This window comes from Nonomuraea turcica (assembly GCF_030718205.1).
Classification (GTDB): Bacteria; Actinomycetota; Actinomycetes; order Streptosporangiales; family Streptosporangiaceae; genus Nonomuraea.
Map to the genome: position 1 here is coordinate 638,879 of NZ_JAUZQF010000001.1, position 17,741 is coordinate 656,619.

At 69.3% G+C, this 17,741-nt stretch carries 23 protein-coding genes; 13 read left to right on the top strand and 10 right to left on the bottom strand.

Annotated features, from left to right (window positions below; all coding sequences use genetic code 11):
- The first annotated feature begins 53 nt into the window (after positions 1–53).
- Both Q9G87_RS03180 and Q9G87_RS03185 read left to right on the top strand, forming a co-directional pair.
- Positions 54–539 (top strand): SigE family RNA polymerase sigma factor, encoded by a 486-nt coding sequence (locus Q9G87_RS03180; RefSeq protein ID WP_305914626.1) that lies wholly within the window; start codon positions 54–56, stop codon positions 537–539.
- The gene (locus tag Q9G87_RS03185; RefSeq protein ID WP_305914627.1) at positions 536–1,711 is read left to right on the top strand and encodes a hypothetical protein; all 1,176 of its coding nucleotides are present in this window, start codon (positions 536–538) and stop codon (positions 1,709–1,711) included. The genes Q9G87_RS03180 and Q9G87_RS03185 overlap by 4 nt, the downstream gene beginning before the upstream one ends.
- 32 nt (positions 1,712–1,743) lie before the next feature.
- On the opposite strand, the gene Q9G87_RS03190 is transcribed toward Q9G87_RS03185, so the two are convergent.
- The 4 genes from Q9G87_RS03190 to Q9G87_RS03205 all read right to left on the bottom strand — a co-directional run bounded on the left by Q9G87_RS03190 (position 1,744) and on the right by Q9G87_RS03205 (position 3,806).
- Positions 1,744–1,956, bottom strand: coding sequence for a hypothetical protein (locus tag Q9G87_RS03190; protein ID WP_305914628.1), 213 nt, complete (start codon positions 1,954–1,956; stop codon positions 1,744–1,746).
- Positions 1,957–2,162: 206 nt separating this feature from the next.
- The gene (locus tag Q9G87_RS03195) at positions 2,163–2,738 is read right to left on the bottom strand and encodes a TetR/AcrR family transcriptional regulator (RefSeq protein ID WP_305914629.1); all 576 of its coding nucleotides are present in this window, start codon (positions 2,736–2,738) and stop codon (positions 2,163–2,165) included.
- Positions 2,735–3,319 (bottom strand): sugar O-acetyltransferase, encoded by a 585-nt coding sequence (locus Q9G87_RS03200; protein ID WP_305915123.1) that lies wholly within the window; start codon positions 3,317–3,319, stop codon positions 2,735–2,737. Before Q9G87_RS03200 ends, Q9G87_RS03195 begins: the two co-directional genes overlap by 4 nt.
- A 94-nt stretch (positions 3,320–3,413) precedes the next feature.
- Positions 3,414–3,806: a DUF5979 domain-containing protein gene (locus tag Q9G87_RS03205; protein ID WP_305914630.1), complete on the bottom strand. Its 393-nt coding sequence runs from the start codon at positions 3,804–3,806 to the stop codon at positions 3,414–3,416.
- 68 nt (positions 3,807–3,874) lie between these two features.
- Here Q9G87_RS03205 and Q9G87_RS03210 point away from each other — a divergent pair, with 68 nt between their 5' ends.
- The 3 genes from Q9G87_RS03210 to Q9G87_RS03220 are packed head-to-tail and all read left to right on the top strand — an operon-like array spanning position 3,875 to position 6,920.
- Positions 3,875–4,387: a PadR family transcriptional regulator gene (locus Q9G87_RS03210; RefSeq protein WP_305915124.1), complete on the top strand. Its 513-nt coding sequence runs from the start codon at positions 3,875–3,877 to the stop codon at positions 4,385–4,387.
- Complete coding sequence (locus tag Q9G87_RS03215; RefSeq protein ID WP_305914631.1) at positions 4,384–5,124, top strand: ABC transporter ATP-binding protein; 741 nt, start codon at positions 4,384–4,386, stop codon at positions 5,122–5,124. The genes Q9G87_RS03210 and Q9G87_RS03215 overlap by 4 nt, the downstream gene beginning before the upstream one ends.
- Before the next feature lie 5 nt (positions 5,125–5,129).
- Positions 5,130–6,920: an FtsX-like permease family protein gene (locus tag Q9G87_RS03220; RefSeq protein WP_305914632.1), complete on the top strand. Its 1,791-nt coding sequence runs from the start codon at positions 5,130–5,132 to the stop codon at positions 6,918–6,920.
- Positions 6,921–7,002: 82 nt separating this feature from the next.
- Here Q9G87_RS03220 and Q9G87_RS03225 read toward each other — a convergent pair whose 3' ends face one another.
- Positions 7,003–7,371 (bottom strand): hypothetical protein, encoded by a 369-nt coding sequence (locus Q9G87_RS03225; RefSeq protein ID WP_305914633.1) that lies wholly within the window; start codon positions 7,369–7,371, stop codon positions 7,003–7,005.
- A gap of 70 nt (positions 7,372–7,441) precedes the next feature.
- Here Q9G87_RS03225 and Q9G87_RS03230 point away from each other — a divergent pair, with 70 nt between their 5' ends.
- On the top strand, positions 7,442–8,185 hold the full coding sequence (locus tag Q9G87_RS03230) for an SDR family NAD(P)-dependent oxidoreductase (RefSeq protein ID WP_305914634.1): 744 nt from the start codon (positions 7,442–7,444) through the stop codon (positions 8,183–8,185).
- A gap of 73 nt (positions 8,186–8,258) precedes the next feature.
- Here Q9G87_RS03230 and helR read toward each other — a convergent pair whose 3' ends face one another.
- From helR to Q9G87_RS03250, 4 genes are all read right to left on the bottom strand, one after another.
- Positions 8,259–10,406 carry an RNA polymerase recycling motor ATPase HelR gene (gene helR, locus Q9G87_RS03235; protein ID WP_305914635.1) on the bottom strand — a complete coding sequence of 716 codons (2,148 nt, stop codon included), beginning with the start codon at positions 10,404–10,406 and terminating at the stop codon, positions 8,259–8,261.
- A 353-nt stretch (positions 10,407–10,759) separates the two neighbouring features.
- Positions 10,760–11,899 carry an MFS transporter gene (locus Q9G87_RS03240; protein ID WP_305914636.1) on the bottom strand — a complete coding sequence of 380 codons (1,140 nt, stop codon included), beginning with the start codon at positions 11,897–11,899 and terminating at the stop codon, positions 10,760–10,762.
- A 256-nt stretch (positions 11,900–12,155) separates the two neighbouring features.
- The gene (locus Q9G87_RS03245) at positions 12,156–12,950 is read right to left on the bottom strand and encodes a class I SAM-dependent methyltransferase (protein WP_305914637.1); all 795 of its coding nucleotides are present in this window, start codon (positions 12,948–12,950) and stop codon (positions 12,156–12,158) included.
- 19 nt (positions 12,951–12,969) lie between these two features.
- Positions 12,970–13,284, bottom strand: a complete 315-nt coding sequence (locus tag Q9G87_RS03250; protein WP_305914638.1) for an SCO4225 family membrane protein — start codon at positions 13,282–13,284, stop codon at positions 12,970–12,972.
- 133 nt (positions 13,285–13,417) lie between these two features.
- Between Q9G87_RS03250 and Q9G87_RS03255 the strand changes: the two genes are divergently transcribed.
- The 7 genes from Q9G87_RS03255 (at position 13,418) to crcB (ending at position 17,292) form a co-directional block, all read left to right on the top strand.
- The gene (locus tag Q9G87_RS03255; RefSeq protein WP_305915125.1) at positions 13,418–13,804 is read left to right on the top strand and encodes an ArsR/SmtB family transcription factor; all 387 of its coding nucleotides are present in this window, start codon (positions 13,418–13,420) and stop codon (positions 13,802–13,804) included.
- Positions 13,801–14,526, top strand: coding sequence for an aquaporin (locus tag Q9G87_RS03260; RefSeq protein WP_305914639.1), 726 nt, complete (start codon positions 13,801–13,803; stop codon positions 14,524–14,526). The genes Q9G87_RS03255 and Q9G87_RS03260 overlap by 4 nt, the downstream gene beginning before the upstream one ends.
- A 33-nt stretch (positions 14,527–14,559) precedes the next feature.
- A complete protein-coding gene (locus tag Q9G87_RS03265; RefSeq protein WP_305914640.1) occupies positions 14,560–15,252 on the top strand; it encodes an arsenate reductase/protein-tyrosine-phosphatase family protein in 693 nt (230 codons plus the stop codon).
- A 6-nt stretch (positions 15,253–15,258) separates the two neighbouring features.
- Positions 15,259–15,912 (top strand): arsenate reductase ArsC, encoded by a 654-nt coding sequence (locus Q9G87_RS03270; protein ID WP_371825720.1) that lies wholly within the window; start codon positions 15,259–15,261, stop codon positions 15,910–15,912.
- 191 nt (positions 15,913–16,103) lie between these two features.
- Complete coding sequence (locus Q9G87_RS03275; protein WP_305914641.1) at positions 16,104–16,580, top strand: FluC/FEX family fluoride channel; 477 nt, start codon at positions 16,104–16,106, stop codon at positions 16,578–16,580.
- The gene (locus Q9G87_RS03280) at positions 16,577–16,933 is read left to right on the top strand and encodes a DUF190 domain-containing protein (RefSeq protein WP_305914642.1); all 357 of its coding nucleotides are present in this window, start codon (positions 16,577–16,579) and stop codon (positions 16,931–16,933) included. Before Q9G87_RS03275 ends, Q9G87_RS03280 begins: the two co-directional genes overlap by 4 nt.
- Positions 16,930–17,292 (top strand): fluoride efflux transporter CrcB, encoded by a 363-nt coding sequence (crcB, locus tag Q9G87_RS03285; RefSeq protein WP_305914643.1) that lies wholly within the window; start codon positions 16,930–16,932, stop codon positions 17,290–17,292. Before Q9G87_RS03280 ends, crcB begins: the two co-directional genes overlap by 4 nt.
- Positions 17,293–17,330: 38 nt before the next feature.
- Here crcB and Q9G87_RS03290 read toward each other — a convergent pair whose 3' ends face one another.
- Complete coding sequence (locus tag Q9G87_RS03290) at positions 17,331–17,681, bottom strand: ArsR/SmtB family transcription factor (RefSeq protein WP_305914644.1); 351 nt, start codon at positions 17,679–17,681, stop codon at positions 17,331–17,333.
- Between the last annotated feature and the right edge of the window lie 60 nt (positions 17,682–17,741).

Sequence of the window (17,741 nt, forward strand, 5' to 3'; positions counted from 1 at the left end):
GCGAATTTCGTAGAAGCCCCAACCGTTCACCCCTTCCCGGGCGTCTTGTTTACATGACGGAATCCGAGGCGTTCGAGGCCTTCGTCGCCGCCTGGCACCCGCGGCTGCTGCGTGCCGCCATCCTCATCAGCGGTGACATGCATCTGGCCGAGGACGTGCTTCAGGATGCCCTGATCAAACTGGCGCGCCGCTGGTCGAAGGTGCATACCGACCCGGTCAGTTACCTGCGTACCACCCTGTACAGGGACGTGGCGACCAGGTGGCGGAGGCGACGGGAATTCCCCTACGGGGAGCCGCCCGATCAGGCGGATCGCGATACCTCGGGAGCCTCAGACCTGAAGGTGGTGTTCGCCCGCGCGCTGGCCAGGCTGCCGGTGAAGCAGCGGGCGGTGCTGGTGCTGCGCTTCTACGAGGATCTGCCCGTCGGGGAGGTCGCCGCGATCCTCGGGGTCTCGCCCGGGACGGTGAAGAGCCAGACGCACGCGGCGCTGAAGCGGTTACGCGAGGTCGCTCCCGAGCTGGAGAAGGTGTTGATATGACGGATCAGAGGCTGCGGGAGCTCTTCAATGATCTCGCCGAGACTCTGCCTGAGGGGGCGTCCCGCGCGGGCGAGCTGTGGCGGCAGGGCACGCGGAGCCGTACCCGTCGCCGGTGGACGGTGGCCGCGGCGGCCGCGACGGTCACCGCGCTCGTCGTGGTGGGGATCGCCGTGTTCCCGGAGCCGGTCGAGCGCGGCATCACTGTGTATCCCGGCGTCGCACTCACGCCCACGCCCACGATCCCGCCGACTCCCGCCATGGACATAGCGCCGCTGCCCAGCGGTGAGGCGGCGCTGCCCACGGCGGCGACCGCGCTGCCGGAAAGGTGGGCCGACATCCCCGTGGTGACCGCGGTTTCCGGACCCGTCCTGGCGCTGGCCGAGTTCGGCGACGGGCAGATCTACGTGATGAAATCAGGCGGCCGCATCCCTCTCAAGGTGAAGCTGGATGATTCCGTGGATGCGGACGGCAACGGCGGGACGCCGCTGAAGCCCAACTCGCTCGCCCCCGACGGGACGATGGCCGCCTTCCCGCAGAAGGACGAGGTGGTGGTCGTCGACCTCGTGATCGGCGAGACCAGGCGCTACCCGGTGCCGGGGTTCAACGAGGTGGTGCTCTGGCGCGGCGAGCAACTCCTCGTCGAGCAGGGGGAGGCGAACTACCTGCTCGACTTGGCCACGGGGAAGGTGCGGCGGCAGCCGTACAAGGGCTTTACCGGTGTCGCAGGCTACCGTGACCTCAGGATCGTCTCGCCCGGCAAAGGCGGCCGGACGGTCATCCAGGAGGGCAGGTCGGAGGTGGAGCTGGACCTCCAGGCCATCACCCACGGGGGCAGCAGGCCCGCGGGCATCCTGGGCGATCAGGCATGGCAATGGGACGGCTTGGTCGCCCTGTCCGCGTTCGCCCAAGACGACCAGGCGGGGGGAGCCGACATGGTCGTCGTGGCCGACGCCGCCACGGGACGGGTGGTCAGGACGCTGCTCCTGCCCTGGGGTCAGTCTGCTGACACGAGGTGCGGGAAGGGCGGCTGCCCCGTGCGCGGCTGGATCAGCCAGGGCGTGATCATCGAGAGCGAGGACAGGCTGCTCGGCTGGAACATCAACACCGGCGCGCTGTCACGCGTCGCCGAACTGCCCGAGGACGTGACCGCCTACTCCCTGCGCAGTGGGTGAGCGGCCAGGCGCGGCGTACAGCCCGGCCATGTTCAGGCCACAGTGCGGTCGACCAGGACGCGGGCGAGGACGATGGTGACGGCGCCGGCCAGGACGACCGACAGCAGTCCGACGCGCAGGCTGCTGAGGTCGGCGACGAATCCGACGAGCAGCGGGGACAGCAGGAATCCGCCGCGCAGCAGCCAGCTGACGATGGTCAGGCCGGTGCCGGAGGGCAGGCCGGGCAGTTCGTCGCCGGTGTGCATGGCGGCCGGGACGAGGGTGGCGAAGCCGAGCCCGGCGAGGGCGAAGCCGGCCAGCGCCGCGGGACGACGTTGAAGAACACGGCGCCGTTGGTGAGGAACAGCGCCGCGACGGCGGCACGGGCCAGGCGCGCCTCACGGATGGGCGCGGCTGGAGGGGCGCCGGCAGCGGACATCGGCTTTCCGATCACGTATGTGCAGGGGAGGAATCAGCGCAGGAACCGGTGGATGGCGTGGCGGATCTGCTCGGGCGTCATCGGGTCGGTCGACAGGGCGCTGTGCAGCACGAGCCCTTCGATGAGCGCGTCCAGCTCCCGGGCGGTGGTGGCGTCGAAGTGGCGTTCCAGCGCCTGCCGGCTGCGCGCCATCCAGGCTTGGGTGACGGCCCGCAAGGCCGGATTACGTGCCGCGGCCACGTACAGCTCCACGGAAAGGACGAGGTCGTCCTGTGAGCCGAGCTGGTCGTCGGCCACCAGCGTGATGACGGCCTCGATCGCCGCGTCCTTGTCTGGCGCGGCGCTCAGCCGCTCGTCGAAGACGCGGGCCACGGAGTCGGCGTGCCGGGTGAACGCTTCGGCGAGCACCTCCTCCAGCGAGGTGAAGTGGTAGGTCATCGAGCCCAGCGGTACGTCCGCGACCCGGGCGATCTCCCGGTGCGTCGTCCCGGCCACGCCGCGCTCGGCGATGACGGTGAGCGCGGCGTCGATCAGCCGGTCCCGTCGCCCGGGGTCGTGCCGACGAGGCCGCCGCGGGACGGGTGAGCGCGGGCTGGCGGGGCTGTTCATGGCATGCCGGGCTCGATGGTGCGGATCACGCGGGCGGGATTGCCCACGGCGACGACGTTCGCCGGAAGGTCTCTGGTGACCACCGCGCCGGCGCCGACGACGGTGTTCTCCCCGATCGTGACCCCGGCCAGGATGATCGCCCCGCTGCCCAGCCACACGTTGTCGCCGATGGTGATCGGTTTCGCGGCCTCCCACTTCGCTCTGCGGGGCTCCGGATCCACCGGGTGGGTCGGCGTCATCAGCTGAACGTAGGACCCGATCTGCACGTCGTCGCCGATGATGATCGGCGCGACGTCCAAAGCCACGAGACCGAAGTTGGCGAACGACCGGGCGCCGATGCGGATGTTGCTGCCGTAGTCCACCCGCAGCGGCGGCCGGATCTCCGTGCCCTCACCGATGGCGCCGAGCAGCTCGGTGAGCAGCCGGCGCCGCTCTCGGGGGTCACGGGCCGGTGTCGCGTTGAACGCCTCCATCAGGTCCGCCGCGCGCAGCATGTGCTCGGCCAGCTCCGGGTCATCGGCGATGTACAGGTCACCGGCGAGCATCCGCTCGCGCATCGAGCGGCCATCAAAGTCGGGCATCATACGTACAAGCGTACACATCGAATGTACGTATGTACATATCGCGCCATGTCCGGACACGACGCGACATCGCGCCGGACTTGACGGCCGGCCATCACACCTTGACGTCGCGGCATTGGCCCAAAAGAATTAGCGCGTCCTGGCGGTCGGCCGGCTTCTTCTTCCTGTCGTACTCGTGCACGTCCTTGCGCCATCGGAAGGTGTTGGTGACGGTCGCCCGCTGGGTTTCGCCGGCCTCGATGGTGACGCTGTGGTCAGAGATCACGGGCTTCGCCGCGGCGACCTTCCTGGTGGCGCCGGTGTTGGGCTCGTTGATCGTGCACACGCTGCCGGCCGGGATTTCGTTGATCGTCCGCCGGTAGGTGTCGGCGGACGTGCCCGCACGCAGGCTCCGGACGTAGCGCCGGTTCAGTGAGGTCTCCGTGCCGTGGCAGACCACCTCGATCACGATCTTGCCTCGCTGCCCGGTGATCGTGGGTTTTGACACTTCGTATGGGTAACCGCTATCTATTAGCTAACCGTTAGGGGGATGGAGTGCAGGACGCAGTGCTGGCGATGCTCGCCAAAGAGCCGTCGCACGGCTACCACCTGCGCGCTCGGCTGCAGCAGAGTCTTGGCCCACTGGGCGAGTCGATGAACCCCGGTCAGATCTATGTGACCTTGACTCGGCTGGAAAGAGCCGGGCTCGTGGTCTGCGAAAGGGCCGAGGGCCTTCCCGAGCGGCCAGAGCGCAAGATCTATGCCCTGACACCGGCAGGGCAACAGCGGGTGGCCGCCTGGCTGGCCGAGGTGAGCTGGCCGAAACCGGATCTGGTGGAGTTTCATCTCAAGCTCGTCGCGGCCGCCGCGGCCCGGCTCGCCGACCCGGTCGAGCTGGTGGCGGCCCAGCGCCGTGAGCTGCTGCGCCGCTTGCGTGAGGCGCAGCAGGCGGCGCTGGCCGAGCCTGCGGGGTCGGGCGCCGGCCTGCTGCTGGAAGGGGTCGTGCTCCGGTTGCAGGCGGACCTGCGCTGGCTGGATGCCTGTGAGCGGGCCTGGTCCAAGGTCGATGACGAAGCTGAGGGCGGATGAACGTGTCAAGTGCCGCGGTCCGGGCCTGCGGCCTGGTGAAGACGCATGGTCAGGGGCAGAGCCGGGTTCGCGCGGTGGACGAGGTCGACCTGGAGGTGCCTCAGGGACAGACGCTGGCGGTGATGGGGCCCAGCGGCTGCGGGAAATCTACTCTGCTGCACCTGCTGGGTGGCCTGGAGCGGCCCACCGGTGGGGAGGTGTGGGTCGCCGGGCGGCGCATCGATGCCTTGAGCGAGCGGGCCTTGGCGCGGCTGCGGCGCCGGTCGGTGGGGTTCATCTTCCAGGCCTTCCATCTGGTGGAGGAGCTGTCGGCGGCCGAGAACGTGGAGCTGCCCGCGCTGCTGGCCGGGCGCTCGCGCCGCCAGGCCAGACGGCGCGCGAGCCTGCTGCTGGAACGGGTCGGGCTCGCCGACCGTGCCCGGCATCTGCCGTCGCAGCTGTCCGGTGGGCAGCGTCAGCGCGTCGCCATCGCTCGCGCGCTGGTCAACGACCCGCTGGTCGTCCTGGCCGACGAGCCGACCGGCAACCTCGACACCGCGGCGACCCTCGATGTGCTGAGGATCTTCGAGGACCTGCGTTCCGCGGGGCAGACCCTCGTGATCGTCACGCATGACGAGCGGGTCGCGGCCACCGCGGACCGGCTGGTCTCGATGCGCGACGGGATGTTCGTCGACGACACCCGGCTGGCCGGCTTCCCCACGCGTGGGCTCGGCGGGCTGATCGGGCTGGAGGGCTGAACGTCATGGGCTCCATCGTGCTCGTCATGCGCCTCGTCCTGGCTGACGTGCGCCGGCACAAGGCCCAGGCCGCGATGCTCCTGCTCGCGGTGACCGTGGCCACCGCCACGATGGCACTGGGGCTGTCCCTGCGCGGCGTGAGCGACGCGCTGTACGAGCAGACCCGCGCGGCCACCGCCGGGCCGGACGTGGTGGCACTCTCCGGCGACACGGGACCCACCGTGACCTCGGCCCTGGCCTCGCTGGCGGACGATCCCGAAGTGGTCGCCCACCATGGCCCCTATCGCATCGTCTACGCCGAGCTCACCACGCGCGGTTCCACCTCGTCCCCCGTGGTGGTGCACGGTTTCGGCGAGACGCTTGGCGCGGTCAACCGGCCGCTGGTGACCTCGGGTCATTGGGTACGCTCCGGCGGCACGGTCCTCGAACGCGGCTTCGCCACCGCGCTGGACGTCGGCGTCGGCGACCGCGTCACCATCGCCGGCCGGTCGTACCCCGTCGTCGGGATCGCGGTCACCGCGGCCACCTCCATCTACCCTTGGGCGGCCCAGATCGGCCCCGGCGGCGGCCCCAGCGACTACAGCGGCCTGGCCTGGATGACCCGATCAGATGCCCGGAGACTGGCGTTGTCCCAAGATCTCCCGGTGACCTCGGCCGTGGACCTGAAGCTGCGCGACCCCGCCGCGACCGAGGCCTTCCGCGATGCCCACCGCGGCTCCTCCATCAGGATCAACTTCCACTCCTGGCAGTTCAAAGCCCAACAGGACATGGTCATCCTCAGAAACAGTCAGCCGGTCCTGGTCGTTGGCAGCTGGCTGCTCAGTTTCCTGGCCATCACCGGAGTGGCGGCGCTGGCCGCGGGACGCGCCGTCGAGCAGACGCGCCGGGCCGGGCTGCTCAAGGCCGTCGGCGCCACCCCAGGTCTCATCGCCACCGTCCTGCTCACCGAGTACCTGGCGCTGGCGCTGGCCGGCGACGCGCTGGGGCTGATGATCGCCCGCCTGACCGTGCCCGCCATCGCCAGCCCCACCGCCAGCCGGATCGGCGACGCGGCCGGGCCGACCGCCGCCACCGTCGCGGCGGCGACCGTCCTCGCCGTGGCGGTGGCGCTGCTGTCCACCCTGCGCCCCACGCTGCGGGCCATGCGTACGGCGACGGTCACGGCGCTGTCCGCCACCGCGCACCAGCCCCGTCACCGACCCTGGCTCACCGCGCTGTCCGCGCTGCTGCCCACCCCGCTGTTGCTCGGGCTGCGGCTGACCGCCCGCCGGCCGGGCCGCGCCGTGCTGCAGGCGTGCTCCACCGCCACCACGCTGATCGCGATCGTCGCCCTGCTGACCCTCTACGCCCAGCCGGAGAGGGGCTACGGCCTGGATGGCTCCTCCGCCCTGCCCAACCTGCGGGGCGAGCACGACCGCCGGCTGATGCTCGCCGTCACCATCCTGCTGATCGCACTCGCCGTCGTGAACACCATCACGTTCACCTGGACCACTGCCATAGAGGCGCGGGCGAACATGGCCATCGCACGTACGCTCGGCGCCACCCCCGGACAGATCACCGCGGGACTGTCCACCGCCCAACTCCTGCCCGCGCTGCCCGGCGCCATCATCGGCGTCCCTCTGGGCATCGGCCTGCTCTCGCTGTTCGCCGCCAGGAATGCGGTGGATCCCCCGTCCTCCTGGCTGCTCGGCGCCGTACTCGCGACTCTCCTGGCGACGGCGGCACTTACCGCCCTGCCCGCACGCCTGGCGGCGCGCCGGCCTGTGGCACAGACCCTCAGCGCCGAAACGGCCTGACCGACCCAGCCCAGGTACGGTTCGCGGCGCATGACAAGGTGCCCCATCAGCAGCCTGTTCTGAGAGGCGGGCTGGTGCGTGCTTACGGGGTGGTGCCAGGCCGCGGAGCGGGTGGGAAGAGAGCTGTGACGGCGCGGATGACAGCGGCGCGGCGTGCGGGGAGGGTGGCGTCGGCGGCGACGTGGCGGGCGAGAGTGGCGAGTTCGGTTTGGTCGATCCAGGTGTGGGCGATCTGGGTGACCAGGGCCATGATGTCGATGGGGTCCCAGGCGGGGTCGAGGTCGCCGTTCTGCTGAGCGCGGCGGATCTTCTCGATCTTGCCAAGGATGGCGGCGTGGTAGGGGCCTGGGGCATCGTCACGGGGTTCGGCGGCGGGGCCGACGGCCAGTTCCAGGCGTCCCCAGGCGATGAACCGGTGCCGGTCGGGATGGGCGGCGAAGTAGTCGAACACGCCATCAGGCTGCGGTTGTGAGGTCGCTCACACCACGTCACAGCCGAGCGGGGCGTGTCGTCTTAGGGGCATGACGCGCTCGGAACAGACCTCGGTGTTGATCACCGGAGGCAACAAGGGACTTGGCTTTGAGGCGGCCCGGCGGCTCGGGGAGCAGGGCTGGACGATCTTTCTCGGCTCGCGTGATGAAGGTCGAGGACGGGCGGCTGCCGACAAGCTGACCGACGGTGGCGCGAACGTGGTCATGGTCCCGCTGGACGTGACCTCGGACGAGTCGGTGACCGACGCTGTACGACTCGTCCGGGAGCACACCGATCGGCTGGATGTGCTGATCAACAACGCCGGCGCGCCGGGAAGGCTCGTCGCACCTGCGGACGCGACGGCCGACGAAATTCACTCCGTCTACGACACCAACGTGTACGGACCGGTCAGGGTCACCCATGCATTCCTTCCTTTGCTGCAGGCGGCGGACCATCCGCGGGTGGTGATGGTGTCCAGCGGTGCCGGCTCCTTCGCGGTCATCACCGATCCGGAGCAGCCCACCTCGAAAATGCACGAGCTCGCCTACAGCTCATCGAAAGCGGCGCTGAACATGATCACCATCCGGTACGCCCAGGCACTTCCGAAGATCAAATTCAACATCGCCACTCCCGGAGAAGTCGCCAATCGCAAATTCGCCGCCACCGACATGAACAATCACACCGGCCAGCTGACGGTCACCGAGGGCACCGACTCGATCGTCAAACTCGCGATGATGCACGCCGACGGGCCGACCGGGATCTTCATCGATCGCCTTGGCCCCGTCGCGTGGTGATCGCCGCGCAACCGACCTGCGGCCGATGCCGGAGACCCGGCAAAGGCCCCGAGGCGCGGCGGCCCGGGCGACGTCAGGAGCTCGTGAGGATGACGAGTTGCTGGGTCGCTCGGGTCATCGCGACATAGCGGTCGACCGCTCCTTCGATGCCCTCGCCGAACGCCTCCGGGTCGATGAGGACGACCAGGTCGAACTCGAGCCCCTTCGACAGCTCCGGAGTCAGCGACCGGACGCGGGACGTCTCCTGGAATGTGGGATCGCCGATGACGCAGGCGATCCCGTCGGCATGCGCGGCGAGCCAGGTGTCGAGGATCGAGCTCAGATCCGCAGCGGACCCGCGGACGACGGGGACGCCGTTGCTGCGGATGGAGGTCGGTACGTTGGCGTCGGGGAGCACGGCCCGGATGACCGGCTCGGCTTCCGCCATGACCTCTTCCGGGGTCCGGTAGTTGATGCTCAAGGAGGCCAGGTTGATCTGGTCGAGCCCGACCCGCTTGAGCCGTTCCTGCCACGACTCGGTGAACCCGTGCCTGGCCTGGGCACGGTCCCCGACGATGGTGAAGCTCCGAGACGGGCAGCGGAGCAGCAGCATCTGCCACTCCGCATCGGTGAGTTCCTGAGCCTCGTCCACGACGATGTGCGCGAACGGGCCGGCGAGCCTGTCCGGGTCGGTGACGGGTAGTGCGGTCTCGTCGACCAGCGAGGTCTGTAGATCCTGCCCGCGCAGCATCGTCACCAGGCCTTCACCGTCGTCATCGGCCTCGATCAGGTTGTCGACGACCCGCGCCATGCGCTCGCGTTGGGCGGCGACGGCGGCGTCATGCCGACGCTTATGTCGTGCCGCCTCCGGGTCGCCGAGCCGCTGCCGTGCCGCGTCCAGGAGCGGCAGGTCGGACACCGTCCAGGCATGGGCGTCCTCGCGCTGCAGCTTCTGAACGTCGTCGCGGCTGAGCCAGGGAGCGCACATCCGCAGATAGGCGGGTACGGACCACAGGTCTCCGACGAGGTCAGCTGCTTCGATCAGCGGCCACGCGCGGTTGAAGGTCGTGAGCAGCTCCCTGTTCCGCAGCAGCGACCTGCGGAGCAGATCAGCCGGGACGTCCTCGTCGTGCTTGTCCACCAGGATCGTGAGCAGCCCCTGCCAGATCTGGTCGCGCGCCTCGTTGTGCGGGGTACCGGGTTCCGCTGCTTCGAACGCCTCGGCCCAGTCCTCCACGCTCAGCCAGATGTCGGACCAGTTCGTCGTGACCGTCATCCCCTTGGTGGGCGGGTTCTCGTAGAACCTGACGGCCGGCTCGATCGCCTGCACCAGGTTCGCGGACGACTTCAGGCGGGCCACGTCCGGGTCGGTTTCGATCGCCGCCGCGGCTCCCTCGGCGACGAGGTCCCGCAGCGTGCAGGTCTGCACGCCCTCCTCTCCGAGGCTGGGCAGGACGTCGGCGACGTAGGCCAGGTAGGGCTGGTGCGGACCGACGAACAGCACGCCGCCCCGGCGGTGACCGAGGCGAGGGTCGGAGTAGAGGAGGTAGGCGGAACGGTGCAGCGCGACGACCGTCTTCCCCGTACCCGGGCCGCCGTCGACGACAAGAGCGCCGCGGGATCCGGCGCGGATGATGGCGTCCTGGTCGGCCTGGATGGTGCCGAGCACGTCCCGCATGCGGGACGACCGGTTGCCGCCCAGGCTGGCGATGAAGGCGGACTGGTCGTCGAGCGCGGCGTGCCCGTCGAACCCGTCCGAGGTGAACACCTCGTCCCAGTAGTCGCTGATCCGGCCGCGGGTCCAGCGGTATCTGCGGCGGCTTGCCAGACCCATCGGGTTGGCGTGGGTCGCTCCGAAGAACGGCTCAGCCGCGGGGGAGCGCCAGTCGAGCAGCAGCCGGCGACCCGCGCTGTCCGTAAGGCCGAGTCGCCCGATGTACACGGGCTCGGGATTGTCCGCGCTGACGATGTGTCCGAGACACAGGTCCAATCCGAAGCGACGCAGTGCGCGCAGGCGGGCGGTCAGCCGGTGAATCTCCATGTCCCGGTCCATCGCCGCCCGGCCCTTGCCGCCGGGCGCCTTGCGCTCGTCATCGAGGCGGTCGGACAGGTCGGCGATCGACTGCTCGAGGCTCTCCGCGATGGCCGCGAAGTGCCGCTCATCGTCGGCGATCAGCGTCGGGTCGGCCTTGGGGGCGAGGTGGTCAGGAAGGTCAAACGCGCTGGTCGTCAGCGGGTTCACGTATTAGCTCCGATCTGAGGTCGCTTGCGACCGTTACATGCCGATCCCGTGTGGTTCACGCGGACACGGGCGGCGAGTTCCCGCAACCGCACCGCGAGTCCGCCATCGGTTCGACGTCCTCGCGCGATCCGTACGTCGACAACAACACCCGCATTCCGCGTCCCCCGTTTCCGCTGGTTCTGGCCTCGGCCGACGATTCTGCGGCACGACCCGGGTCTTGCCGCAAGCCCCCCGGTGCGCTATAGGTTGATAGTGGTAAGGAGTGGATGCTCCCCTTACCCCTCATCGTCCGCTGTGGACGGACAACCTCCTCGCCAAGCGGCGGCGCGCCGTCGTCGAGTGCGCCGCCATTCTCATGGGAGTCGTCGCCGCACCGCCGCCAAGGCGAATCCGACTCCGCCGGCCGCGATGGCGGCCGTTACCGCGATGGCCGAGCTCCACCCGCTCATCTCCACGCACCACCCGTAGAAAGGCGGCCCGAGCAGCGTGCCCAGGCTACCCAGTTGTGTCACCGCCCCGACCCCCCAGGCGACACGACCGCTCGCGACGCCGGGCAACGCCGCGAACACCGCTGAGACGGCCAGGCCATTGAGCGCCAGCACGCCCGCCGCGCACAGCGCCACCACCGCCACCGGCGCCGCTAGGAAGACTCCGGCGCTCAATGGCGCCATGAGCAGCGCCGCGGCGATCAGCCGTCCCGGCCGCGCCCCGGCCCGTAGCGCGGCACTGGCCGCCAGGCTGCCCAGCATGCTGGCCGCCGGCACCAGCCCTGCCAACAGGCTCGCTTGGGAGCCGGTCAGCCTCATCTCGCCCATGAGATAGGTCGGGAGAACAGTGACAACGCTGACGCCGACCAGGGCGATCATCGCGAACCCGGCCGCCAGCGCGGCCACCGCCCACCCCGCACCCGGTTCGCCGAGCCGATCGTGGTCCTCAACCCGGCTGGGACGGGAGTCTGGAGGCAGCGTGCCGGCGAGCACCGCCACTCCCAAGGTGAGCAGGCCCACGCCCGCGACCTGGGCACGCCATCCGGCGGCTCCCGCGAGCGACCCCGCGGCATTCGCCAGCGCCAGCCCGGCCGGGATGCACAATCCCCACAACGCCAGGGCGGTCTGCCGCGCCCTGCCCTCCAGCAGCCGGACCAGCAAGCTCGGCCCTATGATCACCACCAGGGCGTACCCGGCGGCCTGGATCACCCGCACGGCGAACAACATCTCGGTGCTGCCGAGGAACGCGGCCCCCACCCCTGCCGCGCCCAGCGCCACCAGAGCGGCCACGAAGAGCCCGCGCAGCCGCCTTCGATCCACCCAGATCCCCAGCGGGAGGCAGGCGAGCCCGGCCACCAGTGTGATGAGTGACGACAGCCATCCCGCGGTGGTGAGCGACAGGGCGAACTCCTCGCCCACCACCGTGAGAAACGGGATGAATTCCCCCAAGGCCATACTGGCTGCGACACCCGCCGCCAGCACGGCGACAGCAGGACGAGGTCTCATCGGGCACGCACCTCCCACAGATCGGGGAGACGCGACCGGAGCACCGGCCCGATCCTCAAGCCCCGGATGGGCGACGCCTCAACGAGGATCCTTGCGCAGCAGGCGGCAAACCGCCGATGTCATCGTACGCCCCACGTTTTCGCTGCGATCGCGGCGTCTGCGCCGAGCAGGAAACGAACACGATCCGAAGCTTCCGGAGGGGCGCTCCGGGATGACCGCAGGGTTGCGCATCAACGCCTTCCTGCTGTCGATGACGTCATCGGCGGCGGCCGATGGTGAGGATGGCCGACCAGTGGCGGGTGAGCCGTCCGTCCGGGCGGGCGGCGAGGCGGCGGCGTATCTCGCGGTAGAGGTGTTGGTTCTTGTCCGGCTCCATGGCGATGTGGCCGGAGAACGTGTCGAGCAGCGCGATGTATTCGTCTGCCGTGTAGCGCAGGGCCCAGACGTAGCGCCGCGTCCCGACGACCGCGAAGTGCCCGGAGGCGTCGAACTCGGCGGCTATGGGGTTGGGCTCGTCCTCGGGCAGTGGAGGTGGCCACGGGCCGTCATGGCCTTCGCCGATTTCCTCATAGACCTTCTGGATCTCGATGAAGAACGGGTCGACGTCTGCCGGGAATGCGTGGTCGGCGTTCCACACGGCCAAATGGCCGCCCTGGGGGAGCAGGGTGGCTGCCTTCGCGTACTTGACGTCCGGATCCACCCACTTCCAGGCTGTGGCCGCGTAGACCAGATCGAAGCGGACTCCTGTGGGCGGCTCCCAGTCTTCGAACGATGAGGTGATCACCGAGACGCCGGCGAATTCGGCGAGGTGGTGCCGCGCCTCCGTCGCCAGGGCCTCGCCGAGCTCGATCGCGGTGATCCGAAAGCCCATCCGGGCCAAGGGCAGCGTGGCTTTTCCCGGGCCGCATCCGACTTCGAGCAGGTGCGCGGGTGATTCGATACCCGAGATCGCAAGCAGGTCGGAATACAGCTCGGCAGGGTAATCGGGGCGCGCCTGCTGATATAGAGAAGCGGCGGTGTCAAAGGTGGATCGAAGACGTTCGCGCGACATACGCCAATCCTGGCAGCCGTTAGGTGGTCCCGCCCTCGTGGAGCGAAGGGCCCCGCAGGATACGCCAGAGCACATACGCCTGCAGCAAGCCTGCGCAGGAAAGGATCACTGTGAGCAGCACGGGGTCCTCCAGCTGAGGTGGGACCAGATCCCATCCCCACCAGATCAGCCACCCAAGAGGGAATGTAATGATCACGAGGGCCACGCCGGTCAACAGGATCGGATCTTGCGCGGTCAGCAAGATCACCACCGAGACGACGCCAAGGATTACCACCAGGCCGGCGTACGCACCGGCGAGAACTGCCGCGACCAGGCCATTTCTGTAACGCCTCATCCGGTCACGCTCCTTGGACGTCCTTCGAGGGACGCTGAGTGTACTCGCGGGCCCGGCTGAGCGGGTCCGGATCGCGCCGTGCCAGGGTATATTCACAGGCGCCGATATCGATGGATGTCAATATGGAGTGCCGGTGGAGCTGCTTGAGACGCTGGAATGTTGTTCGCCACTGGCCGGCGAACCGCTCGACACCGGGCAGGCGCTCCGGCTGGCTCGGGTGTTCAAGGCGCTGGGTGATCCGGTACGGCTGCGCATCGTGTCGATCGTGGCCAGTCACGCGGGCGGCGAGGCGTGCGTGTGCGACCTGACGGCGAGCTTCGATGTGTCCCAGCCGACGATCAGTCACCACCTCAAGGTGCTCAAGCAGGTCGGGCTGTTGACCAGCGAGCGGCGCGCCTCGTGGGTTTACTACCGCATCGTGCCCGAGATGATGGCTGAACTGTCTGACCTGTTGGACCTCTCCGGGGCGCTGGGCGGGTCCCGTGAGGGCGGCGTTTCGCGTCAGGGTGGTGGCCGATGAGCCTGCCGCGGCGGCTGCTGGCCGAGTTCGTGGGTACGGCGCTGCTGGTGACTGTGGTGGTGGGCTCGGGGATCATGGCCCAGACGCTGTCCCCGGGTGACGTGGGCCTGCAACTGCTGGAAAACTCCACCGCGACCGTGTTCGGGCTCGGCGTGCTGATCGTGGTGCTCGGTCCGGTGTCGGGAGCCCATTTCAACCCCGTGGTGTCGGCGGCAGACTGGTGGTATCTGCGGCAGGGCGGGGCCGGGTCGCGCATCGGTGACTTGGCCGCGTACGCCGTCGCGCAGATTCTCGGCGGCATCGGCGGGGCCATCCTGGCCAACTTGATGTTCGACAAGCCCGCGATCTCCTGGTCCACGCATGAGCGAGCTGCGCCGCATCTGTGGCTGGGCGAAGTCGTCGCCACCGCGGGGCTGGTGCTGGTCATCTTCTGCCTGGTACGGGCGGGACGCGCAGCCGTCGCGCCGGTCGCGGTGGCGAGCTATATCGGCGCGGCCTACTGGTTCACCTCCTCCACCAGCTTCGCCAACCCCGCCGTCACGATCGGCCGGGCGTTCTCCGACACCTTCGCCGGGATCGCACCGGAGTCGCTGCCTGGCTTCATCGCAGCGCAAATGGTCGGCGGCGTCGTTGGTCTCCTGCTGGTGCGCGGCCTGTTCGGCCGTGTCGAAACCATCGTGCAAGAGCCTGTCGTGCCGCATGCGGCAGGTCCCGGCTCTTGACGCCCATAGATTGGCTCAATGATTATTGAGTCAATGGACATTGAGGAGAATCGGTCGCTGGTGGCCCGGGCGCGTGTGCACGCGGCGCTCGGCGAGCCCGCCCGTTTGGCGATCGTCGACCACCTTGCCCTGGGTGACGCGTCGCCCGGAGAGATCGGTCAGAGGCTGGGGTTGCCCACGAACCTGCTCGCCCACCACCTGAAGATCCTCGATCAGGCGGGGCTGATCCGGCGGCGCCAGTCGGAGGGCGACCGGCGACGCAGCTACCTGCAACTGGTGCCCGGCGCGCTGGCCGGGCTGCTGCCGGCCCCGCTGCGGCATGCGCCCCGGGTGGTGTTCGTCTGCACCCACAACTCGGCGCGTTCCCAGCTCGCCGCGGCGTTGTGGGCGCGTACGGGCAGCGTGCCCGCCGTCTCGGCCGGCACCAGCCCGGCGGCGCGCGTGCATCACCACGCGGTGGCCATCGCCCAGCGGCACGGACTGTCGCTCGCCTCCGCCCGCCCCCGTCACCTCGAGGACGTGCTACGCCCGGACGATCTGGTCGTGGCGGTCTGCGACAACGCCCACGAAAACCTGGGCGATCGGCTCGGCGGCGACGACCGGCTGCACTGGTCGATCCCAGACCCGGTGCCGGCAGGCACCGGCACCGCCTTCGAGCACGCCTACACCGATATCGCCGGTCGGATCGACCGGCTGGCCCCGGCCGTCCACCCCCGGAAGAAGTGAGTGATCATGGCCCAGACCTATCATCGCGATGACCTGTCCGTGGACCAGCGGCTCGCGCTGGCCACCGCCGCCCGCCGCCTGCGCGATGAGTTCACCGGCGTTGTCGGCACCGAGACCATTGAACGCTTCCTGCACACCAGCTACGACCAGTTCGCCGTGCACAGCACCATCGCCAACTTCCTGCCGCTGCTGGCCGAGCGGTTCGCCCGCCAGCGCCTGCACGCCCTGGCCCGCGTCGAGGGTCACCATGACGGTCGGCCGGTCGTGCTGTTCTTGTGCGTGCACAATGCCGGTCGTTCCCAGATGGCCATGGGGTTCTTCCAGCACCTGGCCGGAGACGACGCGCTGGCCTGGTCGGGAGGGTCCGAGTTCGCCACCGAGATCAACCCGGCCGCGGTCGCGTCCATGGCGGAGCGGGGCATCGACATCTCGAAGGAGTTCCCCAAGCCGTGGACTGAGGAGATCGTCCGGGCTGCTGATGTGGTGGTCACCATGGGCTGTGGCGACGCCTGTCCGATCTTCCCCGGTAAGCGCTACCTGGACTGGGCGCTGGACGATCCTGCGGGTCAGAGTGTCGAGGACGTACGCCCGATCCGCGACGAGATCGAACGCCGCGTCCGCGCCCTTCTCGATGAACTGAGCGTTCCCGCCAAGGGGTGACCACATCTACAGGTTCGTCGGCAGTGCCCTCTGGAAGGCGCTCCGTGCTGCCGCGACAACACCGGTACAGTGAAGGCAAGGTTCGCGGCGGTGGGGCCCGCCGCCCCCGGATCAACCGGGGAAACCGCGGTCAGTGTGCCGCCAACGGTCCCTACCAGGGGTGATGCCTGTCATTCTGGTAGGGAGGTCGTATGCAAGAGCCTGTTGCCCCCATTGATGCCGATGTGGCCGTGCGAGCCGAGATCCGGCCCAGCGCGTGGCCGGTGCTGGCGGCCATCTCCGCCGGCGGTGTGCTGGGTGCGCTGGCGCGCTACGGCGTCTCCCTTGCGCTGCCGCACGCTCCAACGGGATTCCCATGGTCGACGTTCCTGATCAACGTGTCGGGCTGCCTGCTGATCGGCGTCCTGATGGTGCTGGTCAATGAGATGCGGACAGGGCGGCTGCTGCGCCCGTTCTGGGGGGTGGGCGTCCTGGGCGGTTACACCACCTTCTCCACCTACATCATCGACATCCATCAGGCGATGCGCGCCGGTGCACCCGGGGTGGCCCTGGCCTACCTGCTCGCCACGCTGGTGGCCGCCCTGCTGGCGGTCTGGGCGGGCACGGCGATGACTGCTCAAGTCTTGGCGATCGCTCGGCGTCGGCGCGAACAAAGGAGGCAGCGGTGAAACTCCATGGACCCGCACTGCGGCTGACCGTCTTCGTGGGCGACACCGACACCTGGCACCACAAGCCGCTTTACCACGAGATCGTCCATCGCGCGCACTCCGCCGGGCTGGCCGGCGCGAGCGTGTTTCGCGGCATGGAAGGCTACGGCGCCTCTAACCACATCCACACCACCCGCATCCTGTCCCTGTCGGAGGACCTGCCGGTGGCCGTCGTCATCGTCGACGCGGCCGACAAGATCCGCAGCTTCCTTCCCCAGTTGGACGAGCTGATCAGCGAGGGCCTGGTCATGCTCGACGAGGTTGAGGTGATCCGCTACGCGGGCCGCGCGGCCGGACAGGGGGGACGCCGATGACGGTGCTGCTGGTGGCTCTCGGCGCCGCGATCGGGGCTCCGCTGCGCTATCTGGCTGATCGCCTGGTGCAATCCCGGCACGACTCGGTGTTTCCCTGGGGCACCCTCGCGGTCAACCTGGCGGGCTCGTTCGTGCTGGGACTGCTGGTGGGCATGCCCGCCGGGCCGGCCTTGTCCGCCACTCTCGGCACCGGCTTTTGTGGCGCGCTGACCACCTACTCCACCTTCAGCTACGAGACGTTGCGCCTGGCCCAGGAGGGCACCCGCTTCTATGCGCTGGCCAACATCGTTGCCGGCATCGTGGCCGGGCTCGGGGCCGGCCTGGCCGGCCTGCTCGTCGCCCAGGCCATCACCGCCTGACCAGGCGGCCGGGCCGACCGGCATAGCGCCTGGACGCCTCAAACGGTGACGGCGGGTTCGGCGAGCGGGGTGAACAGCTCGCCGAGCCGGGCGACCTGCCGCGGGATGATCCAGTAGTAGACCCAGGTGCCGCGGCGCTCACTGCCGATCAGCCCGGCTGTACGCAGGACTTTCAGGTGGTGGCTGATGGTGGGGGCGGTGAGGTCGAAGGCGTCGGTCAGGTCGCAGACGCACGCCTCCCCGCCCGGGTGGGAGCCGATCATGGACAGCAGGCGGAGCCGTACGGGATCGGCGACAGCCTTCAGGAGCGCGGCCAGCTCGGCGGCGTCGGTCTCCGACAGCGGCTCGCGTGCGATCGGGGAGCAGCACGCTCCTGCGGTGGCGGTCACGACGGCACCTCCTGCTTCGACAGTTGTCTAAATGATAGCCGCCGGTAGACGACCAGAGCG